The organism is Sinorhizobium sp. 7-81 (assembly GCF_030124405.1).
Lineage (GTDB): Bacteria > Pseudomonadota > Alphaproteobacteria > Rhizobiales > Rhizobiaceae > Sinorhizobium > Sinorhizobium psoraleae.
Genome location: NZ_JASKLT010000003.1, coordinates 479,562 through 493,618 on the forward strand (window position 1 = coordinate 479,562; position 14,057 = coordinate 493,618).

The 14,057-nt window shown below is 62.2% G+C and carries 12 protein-coding genes and 1 riboswitch; of the genes, 6 read left to right on the forward strand and 6 right to left on the reverse strand.

Features of this window, described 5'->3' with window-relative positions:
* Positions 1 to 130: 130 nt before the first annotated feature.
* Positions 131 to 1,114 carry an N-acetyl-D-Glu racemase DgcA gene (gene dgcA / locus QN224_RS14865; RefSeq protein WP_283977320.1) on the forward strand — a complete coding sequence of 328 codons (984 nt, stop codon included), beginning with the start codon at positions 131 to 133 and terminating at the stop codon, positions 1,112 to 1,114.
* On the opposite strand, the gene QN224_RS14870 is transcribed toward dgcA, so the two are convergent.
* Positions 1,066 to 2,286, reverse strand: a complete 1,221-nt coding sequence (locus QN224_RS14870; protein WP_283977321.1) for an MFS transporter — start codon at positions 2,284 to 2,286, stop codon at positions 1,066 to 1,068. The two genes, dgcA and QN224_RS14870, sit on opposite strands and share 49 nt — an antisense overlap.
* A 139-nt stretch (positions 2,287 to 2,425) precedes the next feature.
* Complete coding sequence (locus tag QN224_RS14875) at positions 2,426 to 3,271, reverse strand: UDP-2,3-diacylglucosamine diphosphatase (protein WP_173513207.1); 846 nt, start codon at positions 3,269 to 3,271, stop codon at positions 2,426 to 2,428.
* 175 nt (positions 3,272 to 3,446) lie between these two features.
* On the opposite strand from QN224_RS14875, the gene QN224_RS14880 reads away from it, so the two are divergent.
* From QN224_RS14880 to QN224_RS14895, 4 genes are all read left to right on the forward strand, one after another.
* Entirely contained in the window at positions 3,447 to 5,759 is a 2,313-nt protein-coding gene (locus QN224_RS14880; protein ID WP_173513206.1) for an NADP-dependent malic enzyme, read from the forward strand.
* Positions 5,760 to 5,930: 171 nt separating this feature from the next.
* Entirely contained in the window at positions 5,931 to 6,668 is a 738-nt protein-coding gene (locus QN224_RS14885; protein WP_173513205.1) for a LuxR C-terminal-related transcriptional regulator, read from the forward strand.
* Between the two features lie 155 nt (positions 6,669 to 6,823).
* A complete protein-coding gene (locus QN224_RS14890; RefSeq protein ID WP_173513204.1) occupies positions 6,824 to 7,468 on the forward strand; it encodes an acyl-homoserine-lactone synthase in 645 nt (214 codons plus the stop codon).
* A 280-nt stretch (positions 7,469 to 7,748) separates the two neighbouring features.
* Positions 7,749 to 8,861: a DUF2865 domain-containing protein gene (locus QN224_RS14895; protein ID WP_283977322.1), complete on the forward strand. Its 1,113-nt coding sequence runs from the start codon at positions 7,749 to 7,751 to the stop codon at positions 8,859 to 8,861.
* 105 nt (positions 8,862 to 8,966) lie between these two features.
* On the opposite strand, the gene bluB is transcribed toward QN224_RS14895, so the two are convergent.
* From bluB to QN224_RS14910, 3 genes are all read right to left on the reverse strand, one after another.
* Positions 8,967 to 9,653 carry a 5,6-dimethylbenzimidazole synthase gene (gene bluB, locus QN224_RS14900; RefSeq protein ID WP_173513202.1) on the reverse strand — a complete coding sequence of 229 codons (687 nt, stop codon included), beginning with the start codon at positions 9,651 to 9,653 and terminating at the stop codon, positions 8,967 to 8,969.
* Positions 9,654 to 9,696: 43 nt separating this feature from the next.
* A riboswitch (cobalamin riboswitch) is annotated at positions 9,697 to 9,911 on the reverse strand.
* A gap of 84 nt (positions 9,912 to 9,995) precedes the next feature.
* Entirely contained in the window at positions 9,996 to 10,817 is an 822-nt protein-coding gene (locus QN224_RS14905; protein WP_283977323.1) for an SDR family oxidoreductase, read from the reverse strand.
* A 75-nt stretch (positions 10,818 to 10,892) separates the two neighbouring features.
* Entirely contained in the window at positions 10,893 to 12,086 is a 1,194-nt protein-coding gene (locus QN224_RS14910) for a phytanoyl-CoA dioxygenase family protein (protein ID WP_283977324.1), read from the reverse strand.
* A 97-nt stretch (positions 12,087 to 12,183) separates the two neighbouring features.
* Between QN224_RS14910 and QN224_RS14915 the strand changes: the two genes are divergently transcribed.
* Complete coding sequence (locus tag QN224_RS14915; RefSeq protein WP_283977325.1) at positions 12,184 to 13,206, forward strand: LacI family DNA-binding transcriptional regulator; 1,023 nt, start codon at positions 12,184 to 12,186, stop codon at positions 13,204 to 13,206.
* A gap of 24 nt (positions 13,207 to 13,230) precedes the next feature.
* Here the strand turns inward: QN224_RS14915 and QN224_RS14920 are convergent, their stop codons facing one another.
* Positions 13,231 to 14,055 (reverse strand): TolB family protein, encoded by an 825-nt coding sequence (locus QN224_RS14920; RefSeq protein WP_283977326.1) that lies wholly within the window; start codon positions 14,053 to 14,055, stop codon positions 13,231 to 13,233.
* Positions 14,056 to 14,057 lie beyond the last annotated feature (2 nt).

Genomic DNA, 14,057 nt, shown 5'->3' on the forward strand with positions numbered 1-14,057 from the left:
GAAATTCAAAGTCGTACAGCGACCTTTGTGCGGCTGAAAAGATACACTGTCCAATGCGCTTCTAAAATGCAGAACGTCATAGCGGGTGATGGCGGTGATGTCATCAATAAGGCCCGGCGGAGAAGATCCAATGCCACATTTCCTGACAACAACCGTCCAACACTTTCCGATCGCCGGTGTTTTCACGATTTCTCGCGGCTCGAAGACCACCGCGAGCGTCATCGCCTGCCAAATCAGCGACGGCGAGGTAACCGGCTGGGGCGAGTGCGTGCCCTATGCCCGCTATGGCGAATCGCTCGAATCGGTTCTGGCCGCGATCGAGGCGGTTCGTCCGTCGATCGAGAGCGGATTGACGCGCGCTGAGCTGCAGAAGGACATGCCGCCCGGCGCCGCTCGCAATGCGGTCGACTGCGCTCTCTGGGACCTGGAGGCGAAACAAAGCGGCACGCCCGCCTATGCACTGGCCGGCATCGCTGCTCCGGTCCCGCTGACGACCGCCTACACCCTCTCCCTCGGCGAACCGGAAGAGATGATGGCGCAGGCGCAAAAATACGCGCATCGCGCGCTGCTGAAGGTGAAGGTCGGCACGGCGGACGACACGTCGCGCATCCGCGCCGTCCGCCAAGGGGCGCCGGAGAGCCGCATCATCCTCGATGCGAACGAGGGCTGGACGGAGCACAATCTCGCCGCCCATTTTGCAGCTTGCGCGGAAAACGGCATCGCTCTCGTCGAGCAACCGCTGCCGGCAGGCCGGGATCAGGCGCTCGCTTCGATCACGCGCCCGGTTCCGCTCTGCGCCGACGAAAGCGTGCATGGGACCGATGACCTCAAAAATCTTGCCGGACGCTACGATGCGGTCAACATCAAGCTCGACAAGACAGGCGGATTGACCGAAGCACTTTGCATGCGCGCCGCGGCCGAGGCGCTCGGGCTCAAGATCATGGTGGGCTGCATGGTCGGCAGCTCGCTTGCCATGGCGCCGGCAATGCTCGTCGCTCAGGGCGCCGATTTCGTCGATCTCGACGGTCCGCTCCTGCTTGCGGAAGATCGCAAGCCTGGCCTGCGCTACGAAGCTTCTCTCGTCTTTCCGCCTGAGGCCAGCCTCTGGGGCTGAAGATACCAGCCGGCAAAGGCGAAACAGCAGCCGATGAGGGCGACCGCCGACATCGAATAGAAGCCGTCGACGCCGAACCAGGCATAGAAATAGCCTGACAAGAACGTGAAAATCGCCGTGAAGAAGCCGGTGTAGAAGAAATAGAGGCCTTGGGCCGAAGCCTCCTGCTCTTCCGCGACCCTCTCCACCAGCTTGTGCTGCATGCCCGTATGCATGATCGCATAGGTGAAGGCGTGGAAACACTGCAGGACGAAATAGCCGGAGAAGCCGAGATCCATCGGGAAGATCAGCCAGCGCACGACGGCAAGCCCACAGCCGGAGAAGATCATCGCCCAGACGCTGAAGCGTCGGATGATGGCCTTGGCGAAAACGAACATCAGCACTTCGGCTGCCACGCCGGCGCTCCAGAGCGCTCCGATCTGCGTGCCGCTGTAGCCGATATGCTGCCAGTAGATGGCCGAGAAGGCGAAGAGCATCGCATGGCTGCTGTTCACCATCGTGACGCCGATCAGGAGCAGTTGCAGGTCGGGCTGGCGCAGCGATTGCGGCGGTGGCTCGGTCAGCGCAGTGATCGGCGACGGACGTCGCGGCCGGCCGACCCGCGGCGCCAAAAGGGCCATCAGGACCATAAGTCCGAAGCCAGCGGCCATCGCCGGCAGCACCATTGGACCGCCAAATCTGCCGATCATCCAGCCGCCAAGCATGGTCGCACCGATGAAGGCCACCGATCCCCAGACGCGCATGTGAGCATAATCGAAGCCCCAACGCCTCACGCCCGAAAGCGCGATCGCTTCGACGATCGGCACATAGGGCGAATAGACCGCAGATTGCAGCGCATAGATGATGAGCACGGGCCAGAAGCTGTGCGCATAGAAAAGAACGAAGGCCGTCACGAGCGACAGAACGGCTGACCAGATTAGCACGATCACCCGTTCGCCGATCCTATCCGCAAGCAAGCCCGCGAGCGGTGCCGTGATGACGCGAATGAACATCGGCACGGCGAGAACGACGCCAATCTCGAAGTCGGTCATCGACAGCGTGCTGAGCCAGACCGGAAAATACGGCATGGCAAAGCCGTTGACGATCAACGGCGCACAAAAAAGCAGCGCTATGCGGAGCGCGAACTTGCGCGGCGGAGGCCCCACGTTCGGGGGCGCGGATGAGGGAATCATGGAGTGACCTGATGGCTGTGCGTCATCTCTAGCACAACCGCGTCGCCGCTCACCATAAGCTAGTTTTCGCCACAGGTGCGTCTCGGAAAAAAGCGAGGGAAAAACTTGCCCTCGCATTCGGGCCCGCGCCTCTAAAGGGTCAGGCGGCCTGTGGCGAGAGGACCTGCGCCAGCATCTTTTCGGCCTCGCTCGAGCTTTCCACCTCGGCCAGGCCGCCACCCATCCGGTGCCAGGTGATAAGCTCCATCCTGCCGTCGTAATGCTCGGCGATCGCCGTGCAGCTTTCGACCCAGTCGCCGGTGTTGATGTAGCGGACGTCACCGATCTCCTCGATCACCGCGTGATGAATATGGCCGCAGATGACTCCCTGTGCGTCGTGGCGCCGCGCCTCCTCGGCAACGACCTTTTGGAACTCGCCGATGAAATTCACCGCATGCTTGACCTGCAGCTTTGCCCAGGAGGAGAACGACCAATAGGGCATGCCAAGGCGACGGCGAATCGCCGCCAGCCCGATGTTGATGGCGATCGCCATGTCGTAGGCCCAGTCGCCGAGATAGGCGAGCACGCGCGCATTGCGCACCACGACGTCGAATTCGTCGCCGTGCAGGACGAGATAGTTACGCCCGTCGGCGCCCTTATGCATATGGCGCTGCGCCACCTCGATGCCGCCGAAATGCACGCCGGGAAAATCCCGCATGAATTCGTCGTGATTGCCGGGAATGTAGATGATGCGGGAGCCTTTGCGCGCCTTGCGCAACAGCTTCTGGACAACGTCATTGCAGGGCTGCGGCCAGTACCAGCTGCGCTTCAGGCGCCAACCGTCGACGATATCCCCGACGAGGATGATCGTTTCCGCCTCGTGATGGCGCAGGAAATCGAGCAGGTAGTCGGTCTTGGCTGCCTTGGAGCCCAGGTGGACGTCGGAGATGAAGAGCGTCCGCAGTTTCCGAACCGAGTTCTGTTGGGATACCGATGCCGCGGTCATGCGAGCCTCGTCTTGGTTGAGCCTTTTGAACCCGTCAAAATCAGACTCGTGTTTCAGGAAGATGACACGGGCTGTGCTGCGACAATCCGCGCGCCGCAAAAGAACCGCGGCGAAAACTGTACGCCGCCCGCAATTCATGCCAAAAGGCCTCGACCAAGAAAGAGGAATGCAAGGCATGAATACGGGCGAAAAAGCGAAATCCCAATCGGTTCCGGCGAGCGGAGATATCGACCAGCAGGCACTTTTCTTCCACCGCTATCCTCGCCCGGGCAAGCTTGAAATCCAGCCGACCAAGCCGCTCGGCAACCAGCGCGATCTGGCGCTGGCCTACTCGCCCGGCGTCGCCGCGCCCTGCCTCGCCATCAAGGACAATCCCGAGACAGCCGCCGATTTCACGGCGCGCGCCAATCTCGTCGCGGTGATTTCCAACGGCACGGCCGTTCTCGGCCTCGGCAACATCGGCCCGCTCGCCTCCAAGCCGGTCATGGAAGGCAAGGCCGTGCTCTTCAAGAAGTTCGCCGGCATTGACGTGTTCGACATCGAGATCGATGCTCCGAGCGTCGAGCGCATGGTCGACGTCATTTCGGCCCTGGAGCCGACCTTCGGCGGCATCAATCTCGAGGACATAAAGGCGCCGGAATGCTTCGAGGTGGAGCGGCGCCTGCGCGAGAAGATGGAGATACCGGTCTTCCATGACGACCAGCATGGAACCGCGATCATCGTCGCCGCCGCCGTTCTGAACGGCCTCGAACTCGCGGGCAAGGATATTGCCGAGGCGAAGATCGTCGCCTCCGGTGCGGGCGCGGCGGCGCTCGCCTGCCTCAACCTGCTCGTCACGCTCGGCGCCAAGCGGGAGAATATCTGGGTCCACGACATCGAGGGCCTTGTCTACAAGGGTCGCGAGGCGCTGATGGACGAGTGGAAGGCCGTCTACGCACAGGAGAGCGACAACCGCGTGCTCGCCGACAGCATCGGTGGGGCCGACGTCTTCCTCGGTCTTTCGGCGGCCGGCGTCCTCAAGCCCGAACTGCTCGCCCAGATGGCCGAGAAGCCGCTGATCATGGCGCTTGCCAACCCGACGCCCGAGATCATGCCGGAAGTTGCGCGCGCGGCACGCCCGGACGCGATGATCTGCACCGGCCGGTCGGACTTCCCGAACCAGGTCAACAACGTTCTCTGCTTTCCGCACATCTTCCGCGGCGCGCTCGATTGCGGTGCGCGCACGATCAATGAAGAGATGAAGATGGCGGCCGTTCGGGCAATCGCCGGACTGGCGCGCGAGGAGCCTTCCGACGTCGCCGCGCGGGCCTATACGGGCGAAACGCCGATCTTCGGACCCGACTACCTCATCCCCTCGCCGTTCGATCAGCGGCTGATCCTGCGCATCGCTCCGGCTGTTGCGAAGGCGGCGGCCGAAAGCGGTGTCGCGAGCCGCCCCATCCAGGATTTCGACGCCTATCTCGACAAGCTGAACCGCTTCGTCTTCCGCTCCGGATTCATCATGAAGCCGGTCTTCGCGGCGGCCAAGAACGCTACGAAGAACCGCGTCATCTTCGCGGAGGGTGAGGATGAACGGGTGCTGCGTGCCGCCCAGGTCCTGCTTGAGGAAGGCACCGCCAAGCCGATCCTGATCGGCCGTCCGCAGATCATCGAGACGCGTCTTCGGCGCTACGGCCTGCGAATCCGTCCGGATGTCGATTTCGAGGTGGTCAATCCCGAGGGAGACCCGCGCTATCGCGACTATGTCGACGACTATTTCGCCCTCGTAGGCCGCCGCGGCGTGATCCCGGAAGCGGCCCGCACGATCGTGCGCACGAACACGACTGTGATCGGCGCCCTTGCGGTCAAGCGCGGCGAAGCGGATGCACTGATCTGCGGCGTCGAAGGACGCTACAGCAAGCACCTGCGCGACGTTTCGCAGATCATCGGCAAGCGGTCCGGGGTTCTCGATTTCTCGGCGTTGAGCCTGCTTATCTCGCAGCGCGGTGCAACCTTCTTCACCGATACCTATGTGAGCTACAACCCGAGCGCCGAACAGATCGCGCAGACGACGGCCATGGCGGCCGGAGAAATCCGCCGCTTCGGCATCACGCCGCGCGCAGCGCTCGTGTCACATTCGAACTTCGGTTCGCGCGATTCCGAAAGCGCCTCGAAAATGCGTGAGGCGTTGCATCTCGTGCGCGAACTCGCACCCGACCTCGAAGTCGACGGCGAGATGCACGGCGACTCGGCGATCTCCGAGATCCTCCGCCAGCGCGTGATGCCGGACAGCACGCTGAACGGCGAAGCCAATCTGCTCGTCTTCCCGAATCTGGACGCAGCCAACATTACGCTCGGCGTGGTCAAGACCATGACGGACAGCCTGCATGTCGGGCCAATCCTGCTCGGCTCGGCGCTGCCGGCACACATTCTTTCGCCGTCCGTCACATCGCGCGGCGTGGTCAACATGGCCGCACTTGCGGTCGTGGAGGCAAGCCATCCGGTATAGCGGACAGACACTCCGCCGGGCCGCCAACCGGGCGGTCCGGCGTTTACTCCAGTCGAAATTCAACCTTGGATTGAGGAGGGGGTAGCAGTTGCAGCGTTTGCGAAATATTACACTAGACAAAGCATGCCCCCCTTACCATGCTTGTTGCAGGACAAGATTCGGTGTTGCGGCATGACTGATCAACAGGCTGTCCTCGATCTACTGGACATCGTGGAGTACGGGGGCTGCGCCGAACCGGAGCAATTCTTTGCGTTGATGCGCCGGACCTTCAAGATCGCGCATCTGTTGTACCTTGAAGCGGAGCCGCTTGCCGATGGCCTGAAGGTCTGCCGACTGCACCACACCTTCGGCGCCTATGCCGCTGAGATCTATCTCTCGAAGGGCCTCTACCGGATCGACCCCATCCTGCGGCTTGCGCTTGGCGGCGTAAGACCTGTCGAATGGACGACCGCGCGGCGGCGCTTTCCCGAATGCGAACCGCTCTTTCACGCCGCCGAGGAAATCGGGCTTTCGACCGAAGGCGTCGCGCTGCCGCTACCGTCACCCGCAGGACGCATGGCGCTCCTCGCCATCAACGCCAATATGTCGCCGGCGGAATGGTCCGCCTACCGGCGCTGCCATTTGCGCGATTTCCAGTTGGCCGCCAACCTCTTCCATGCTTCGATGCTGGAACATGCCGCCATGGCAGGCGCAATCGATGAGCGCGACATGCGTCTGACAGGCCGCGAGACCGAAGTGCTGACCTGGTCGGCTGCCGGCAAGAGTTACTGGGAAATCGCCACGATCCTCGGCATTTCCGAGCGTACAGTCCGCTTCTTCATGACCAATGCGCGCCGCAAATTGAACGTCGTCTCCAATACACAGGCCGTGGCTCAGGCGGTTCGCCACGCGCTGATCCCCACCATCTGACGGGTTCGGTCACACGGTTACCCGTCAGACCTCGGAACAAACCCCCGCAAATTTAGTGGGAAAAAATGCGCTTTTAAACTGTCACTATAGACAGTTACATGTGTCACTTGAGCCTGACAGCATCTGCCCATCGCGCAAAAACGATGGAGCGAAAGATGATCAGGATTCTGAACGGCAACGCTCGCGGACAGCACCCGCGGGCCATCGACGAAATGTTCCGGCTGCGCAAGCGCGTGTTCCATGACTTCCTCAAATGGGACGTGAAGACCGACGGCGAGTGGGAAATCGACCACTACGACAAGGCGAACCCTCTCTATGTAATGTCGTATTCACCGGAAACCGGAAAATTGCGCGGATCGCTGCGGCTGCTGCCGACGCTTGGGCCGAATATGCTGGATGATACATTTCCGATCCTGCTCGGCGACAATCCTGAAATCCGCAGTGCCTCCGTCTGGGAATCGAGCCGCTTCTGCATCGATCCGGATATTTCGCAGGACCGCTCGTCGAACCAGGTGACGGTCGCCGCCGCAGAACTCATGTGCGGCGTCGGCGAACTCGGTCTTGCCTCCGGCATCAGCCACATCGTCACGGTCACCGATGTCTTCCTGGAAAGGATGTTCCGGCGCATGGGGTGCCCGGGAGAACGCATTGCCGAGCCGCACCGGATCGGCTCCGTCTATGCCGTGGCCGTGGCGTGGGAAGTGACGCGGGAACTGCTCGATACCATGAAGCATGTGGCCGCGATCGACGGAACCGTGCTTGAGCGCCCGATGTCGCTCGAAACCGCACGGGCCGCCTGACGAACCTACGGCGCCGCGCGTCGTATCAGACGCGCAAAAATATGTCGTGGTACTTTGAATTGCTGCATGTTTTCGTCCTTAGGTCGGCGACGATCTAAGGACACATGCAGTAGCCGGGCCGCTCCGGGGTCCGGACCTCTTCTCTTTGCTGCGGTTGTCATTAACGCAGACTCCGCCTTGACGTTGCACTGTCACGGCAGCCCTTTATGATGGGGAAAAACAGGAGTTTCCGACGTCCTTGAAAAGGATCGCGCCGGATTGCAGAAAGAGACGAGAGCCAGTGTCCCGGAGTGTCGTGTCCCGGAACTTAAAACGCATGGCGGTGGTCCTGTTCCCGGCGCTGCTGGCGATGGCTGACGGCGCGGCGGCCTCGACCGTTTGTGAACGCCTGAACGCACGACTGACCGATCTTTCGACAATCGTTACCCCGACAGCCAACCTGCGCGATTTCACCGGCGCCGTCTCCCGCCAGAACATCGAGCTCCGTCGGGCAAAAAATGAGCGCCGTCGCATGGAGTGCAACACCGGCAGTGTCGTCGTGATCGGGGGCGACAATGACGAGGCATGTGCCGCGCTCGATGAGACGATCGCCCGCATGGAGGATAATCTTCAAAGGCTCAAGGCGCACCGCCGCTCGCTGATATCGGGCGACACGGGCGACACGCGCCGGCGTATTCTCGCGGCACTGGAGTTGAACGGCTGCCAGGATGAGGCGGGCGCGGATCCGGTCGAAGGGCAGGACGAATTCGCCAGCGCCGACACCGATCTCCCCCGCAACATCCTCCGGGATCTCCCACCTGACAGTGAAGATTACCCGCTGCTGAATGACGATGCCGGAATGCAGGACTTTCCGTTGCTCAGCGAAGAGCCGGCCGGCAGTCTCAGGACCATGTGCGTGCGGACCTGCGACGGTGCCTTTTTCCCGATCTCTTCAAATGCAACGCCGGCAGATTTTGCGCGCGATGCCGAACTTTGCCAGGCACGCTGCCCCGGTGCGGAGACGGAACTCTACTACCACGCCCTCGCGACGGAAGAGAGTGACCAGATGGTCTCGGCCTCGACCGGCAGGCCCTATACCGAGTTGCCGACCGCATTTGCCTACCGCGCGCGTGGCGTCGGTGCACCGGGGGTCTGCGGCTGCCGGATCCCGAAAGGTCCGGCTACGGATCTCGGCAAGACGACGACGGGCAGCGAACCGTCGGTCATCACGATCAACGGCGACCGGAAGCCGGCCGCGGGTTCGGCGCAAGCCAAACCCGTGCAGGAGCGGCCCTACGATCCGAAGAACAGGAAGGTCCGTGTCGTAGGCCCGGCATTCCTGCCGCAGGAGGAAAGCGCTATCGATCTCAAGAACCCGCTCGGTCCGGGCTACCAGCCGGTCCAGGGCAATTGAATCGTTCTGCCGCAGATCCAGTGGTCGAGCGCCCGCCGACACCGCATTGTCTACTCCCACAACGGTGCAGGTATCGCGTCTATCCCGTTAAATCCAAGCGCGATTTCATCCTTGAATGCCCCACCCTTCCTCGAAGACCAAATCCTCGAGCGGCAGGCGCTGACGCCATCCTTTTACCGCGAGTTCCGGCTGCTGATAGAGCCGATCAACGAAGCCAAGACAAAGCCAGGCGACGATTTCGATATGCTCGGGTATGCCGAGAATCGCCTTGATCTCCCGCTCGTGGAAGATGCTGACCCAACCGACGCCGACACCTTCCGCACGTGCGGCGAGCCAGAGGTTCTGGACCGCACAGACGGTCGAATAGACGTCCATCTGCGAATTGTGCGTTCGTCCAAGCACGACCGCTCCACCGCGTGTGCGATCGCAGGTGACGCAGATGCTGAGCGGCGCCTTGCGAATACCTTCGAGTTTCAGCGAGCGGTATTTCGTCTGCGCCTCGCCGGAGAACATAAGCGCTGCTTCCTCATTGGCGCGCTCGAAGGCCTTCCAGACCCTCTCGCGCGTCTCCTCCTGACGGACGAGCACGAAGTTCCAGGGCTGCATGAAGCCAACCGAAGGCGCGCTGTGGGCGGCACCAAGCAGTCGGGCAATGAGTTCGTCGGGCAGCGGATCGGGAAGGAACTCGTCCCGCACGTCGCGGCGTGTTTCGATGGCGCGATAGACGGCGGCACGTTCGTCCGGCGAAAAGGCTCCGGCCGCCGCAAGGCAGCCAATCGGGTCAGGTCGCATCGTTTGATCCCCAACAATGCACAACCTCCCGCCGTCCGCGCGGGGCCGGTCTATCTCGCCAGGCCGGTCTTCTGACTTTGGATCATCCAGCCGCACCGCCTTCCCAAATCGCTTCAAGATTCAGTGGCAAAGCCCTGCAACAAAACAGAACCTTATTTTTGGCGTGACCGTCCCCATCACAGCGTTGGGCACGTTCCGGACTTGCACCGGCTTCCCGATTCTCCCGCCGCGGCGGGCACCTGACGGCCGCATATGGACACAGCCGCCGACGAAAGGCAAGACGAGCGAAACACCTCGCCTGTGCGACGCCTTCGCTTGGCAAAACGCAGAGCGGCATGGTGATCAGAGCGGCGCCGACGGATGCGGCGAGCCGTCATAGGCACCCCAGATCGATTGGTCGAAGCAGATCACCGAACCGGTCATGAGGCCTGATTCCGCCGAGGAGAGATAGGCGCAGGCGCGCGCGACCTCGGCCGGATCGACAAGCCTGCCGAAAGGCTGGTTCGCCGCAGCCTTCTCCAGCCAGTCCGCCGGTGCGTCATGATATTCGCGCTGGATGCGATCCTCCCCCTCCGACGCCATCCAGCCAATGTTGAGCCCGTTGACGCGAATGCGGTTGCGGAGAAGCGCGTAAGCCGTGTTCTTGGTCAGCGTCTCCAGGGCGCCTTTCGACGCGCAATAGGCGGCGATGAAGGGCTGGCCCGCCTTGGCCGACATCGAGCCGATATTGACGATGGTGCCCTCGATCTTCTCGCGCCGCATCACCTTCACGGTTTCCTGCATCAGGAAGAAGGGCGCGCGCACATTGATTGCGAACATGCGGTCAAAGAGTTCCGGCGTCGTGTCGAGGATCGTGCCGCGATCGGTGATCGCGGCGGCGTTCACCAGTGCATCCACACGGCCGAACTCCCGGTCGCAAGTGGCGACCACCTGACGGGCATCCTCCACAAGTTCAAGATCGGCCGGGACATAGACCACCTTGGTACCGGTCGCCTTGCTGATTTCGGCCGCTTTCGCCTCGCCTTTCGCGGCATTGCGCCCGCAGATGACGATACCGGTCGCGCCCCGTTCGGCAAAGAGCGCGGCGATCGTCGCGCCGAGCCCTTGCGTGCCACCGGTAACGATGGCGATCTTGCCATCGAGACGACCATATTCCGTGCTCATGAAATCCTCCTTGGGATAGATTTGCAGTTTCAGGCTCCACCCGCAGCGGCCGAAGCCTTAACTCTCGGGCCTTCCTCAGCTTTTTTTCTTCGTTGTCTGCGCGGCGAGTACCTCCACGAAGGTCCCGGTGTCCCAACCAGCCGCGAGAGCTTCATGCATCAGCTGCGCCTGCGTCTTCGGCGCCAGGCCGCCGAGCGGTGGGTCGCGATCGAGATTGGTCGGGAACGAATAACCTTCGGCGCAGGAGGCAATCGCATTGGCGATCTCGGCGACTGAAAGCTTTCCATCGGCCGCGAGAGCCTTCAGGGCGGGATAGAGCACGCCGCACATTCGCTCGCGATCAACTGTTTCCATCGCGCGTCCGAAGGCGGAGGAGACCTGGAGGAGATTTGCTACACGCTTGATGTCGGCCGAGCGGTTGGTGCCGGCGGCATGGAAGAGCGCCGGGTTGAAGAACACCGCATCGCCCTTCTCAAGCGGAAGCTGGATGTGGTTCTCGTCGAAGTAGGCTTTGAATTCCGGTCGCTTGAGCGCGAGATAGCCGGGCACATAGGTCTGGCTGTAGGGCAGGAACAAGGTTGGCCCGCTTTCGAGAGGCATGTCGCAATGGGCGACGGCGCCTTGCAGCGTCAGCACCGGCGAGAGCTTGTGCACGTGCGCGGGATATCGCTCGATGACCGCCGACGTCTGGAAGCCGAGATGATAGTCCCGATGCGCCGATTGCGCGGCCCCACCCGGATTGACGCGGTTCACCTGCGCCGTCATCTGGTAGTTCGGCCCGAGCCAGGCCTCGCTGGCGAGGGCGATGACCGCGTTGCCGTAGTAGGCCGCGAAATTTTCTGGAGCGCACAGGCAATGCTTCTCCAGCGAATTCCAGATCCGGTCGTTGGCGCCCGGTTTGGCGAAATGGTCGCCGCCGCCACTGTTGGTGCGGTGTTGCTCCTCGATGATGTCGTCGAAGATGCGGCTTGCCTCGTCTATGACGCTCGTATCAGCGAAGGCGCGCTTGAACACCGCAACGCCCGGCCCTTCTGCAAGGACCTCGCAAATCTCCGCCAGGGCCGCGCGCCGGCCATCGTCCGTCGCGCAAGCGGCAATAAGGCTGGCGCTGTCGTAGATAAGGATGTTCTTCTGGCAATCCGCCGCATGCGGATAGTCTGCCGGGTTGGTGCGGCGCTCGACCTCGACGCGAAACGCCTCGATGCTGCAGGAATCCTCCGTCAGCCATACGCGTTCGACGCGCCTCCTCGCCGTGTTGTCGGTCTTCATCGGGCATTCTCCTCGCAAACCATTTTATCGACTATACGTATCGCCCAATTCCGAGATAGAGCAGAAATCCATCAAAAAACCATCAGGAGGCCCTGGCGTGGCGCATCCGTTTCTCGTCAAGGATATCGCATTCCAGGCAGGCGTGAGCACCGCCACGGTCGACCGTGTGCTCAATGATCGGGCGGGTGTTCGCCCGCAGACGATAGCCCGCGTCAAGGCGGCGATCCGCGAGCTTGAGAAGCAGCAGGCCGGTCTGGAGATCCAGGGGCGGAAATACGCAATCGATGTGGTCATGGAAGCGCCGGAGCGCTTTACCGAGGCGGTGCGACACGCTTTCGAAAACGAAGCGACGACCTTCAGGCCGACGATCTTCCGCTGCCGCTTTCATTTCGCGGAAACGATGCGGGCGCAGGAGATCGCGCAATTGCTCGACCGAATCCGCCTGCGCGGCACCGATGGCATCGTCCTCAAGGCACCGGATGTGCCGGAGGTGACCGCTGCCGTGGCACGGCTCGAAAGCGCAAGGATTGCGGTGGTGACGCTCGTCACAGATCTGCCCCACTCCGCCAGAACGGCCTATGCCGGTGCCGACAACCGCGCGGCCGGCGAGACCGCCGCCTATCTGATCGGCGAGCGCTTTGCCCATCAGGCGGCGACCGTATTGGTCACGATCTCGAGCAACCGTTTTCGCGGGGAGGAAGAACGGGAGATTGGTTTCCGCCGGATATTGCGCGCACGCTACCCTTCGGTCGGCATCGTCGAGATTAGCGAGGGTTACGGCAAGAACGACGAAACCGGCGCCCTCGCCCTTGAGGCGCTAACGCGCCATCCCGAGATCAACGCCGCCTATTCGATCGGTGGAGGAAACCGGGCCGTGCTCGCCGCTTTCCGTCGGCTCGACCGCACTTGCTCAATCTTCATCGCTCATGATCTCGATCAGGATAATCTGGAACTCCTGAGGGACGGACGGGTGCATTTCGTCCTGCATCACGACTTGAAGACCGACGCACGTACTGCATTTCGCGCATTCATGGGGAAAAGGGCGGCTCTCACCGGCTCCGGAAGCCAACGTCTATCCGCGGTCGAGGTGATCACGCCTTACAATCTACCGGCCGCCTGAGGCGGCGTACATGCCGCGAGGGAGTCACTCGGGCTGATATCGCACGAACGCAAATGCCTCGCCCGACGGCGACCAGTTCGGAACGTTCATCGTCCCCTGCCCGCCGAAGAGCTCGAACAGAACGCGCGCATTGCCGCCTTCCGGGTCCATAAGGCGCAGCCTGACGTCAAGGTCGCGTGGGTGATCGAAGACATCGCCGTCGTAGGAAAGCACCAGAAGGTGCCGGCCGTCAGGCGAAGGATGAGGGAACCAGTCGCCATAAGGGCTGTCGGTGATGCGTTGCACGTCGCTGCCATCAGGGCGAATGCGCCAGATCTGCATGCGACCGGTGCGGCTCGAATTGAAATAGATCCAGCGCCCGTCCGGCGACCAGTCCGGTCCGTCATTGCGGCCCTCGCCCATCGTCAGTCGACGCTCGTCGCCGCCTTCGACCGGGATCGTGTAGATGTCGAAGACCTGGTCGCGGATGCCGCAATAGGCAAGTGTCCGCCCGTCCGGCGACCAGCCGTGCCAGTAGGATGGCAGGTTCGGCGTCACCAAGCGGGGCGAACCGCCCTCGATCGGCAGGACGTAGATCGCCGACTTGCCGAATTCGGTCTTGTCGCTGATGACGAGTGTTCGCCCGTCCGGGGAAATACCATGGTCGTTGTTGCACTCCCGGGCAAAGCCCGTGTCGATCTCCACCGGTTCGGAGCCGTCGAGCGGGAGGCGATAGAGCTGCCCGTCGCCATTGATGACAAGAAAACGTCCATCCGCCGACCAGTTCGGCGCCTCGACCAGCCGTTCGGTCTGCCAGACGACGCGTGTCTCGCCGCTGCCGATGTCGAAGATCTCCACCGAGCTGCGCATCA

What these genes read in the sequence shown, in the direction of transcription:
- dgcA (WP_283977320.1), top strand. Translation starts at nt 131, where the DNA reads ATGCCACATTTCCTGACAACAACCGTCCAACACTTTCCGATCGCCGGT.
- QN224_RS14870 (WP_283977321.1), bottom strand. Translation starts at nt 2,286, where the DNA reads ATGATTCCCTCATCCGCGCCCCCGAACGTGGGGCCTCCGCCGCGCAAG.
- QN224_RS14875 (WP_173513207.1), bottom strand. Translation starts at nt 3,271, where the DNA reads ATGACCGCGGCATCGGTATCCCAACAGAACTCGGTTCGGAAACTGCGG.
- QN224_RS14880 (WP_173513206.1), top strand. Translation starts at nt 3,447, where the DNA reads ATGAATACGGGCGAAAAAGCGAAATCCCAATCGGTTCCGGCGAGCGGA.
- QN224_RS14885 (WP_173513205.1), top strand. Translation starts at nt 5,931, where the DNA reads ATGACTGATCAACAGGCTGTCCTCGATCTACTGGACATCGTGGAGTAC.
- QN224_RS14890 (WP_173513204.1), top strand. Translation starts at nt 6,824, where the DNA reads ATGATCAGGATTCTGAACGGCAACGCTCGCGGACAGCACCCGCGGGCC.
- bluB (WP_173513202.1), bottom strand. Translation starts at nt 9,653, where the DNA reads ATGCGACCTGACCCGATTGGCTGCCTTGCGGCGGCCGGAGCCTTTTCG.
- QN224_RS14905 (WP_283977323.1), bottom strand. Translation starts at nt 10,817, where the DNA reads ATGAGCACGGAATATGGTCGTCTCGATGGCAAGATCGCCATCGTTACC.
- QN224_RS14910 (WP_283977324.1), bottom strand. Translation starts at nt 12,086, where the DNA reads ATGAAGACCGACAACACGGCGAGGAGGCGCGTCGAACGCGTATGGCTG.
- QN224_RS14920 (WP_283977326.1), bottom strand. Translation starts at nt 14,055, where the DNA reads ATGCGCAGCTCGGTGGAGATCTTCGACATCGGCAGCGGCGAGACACGC.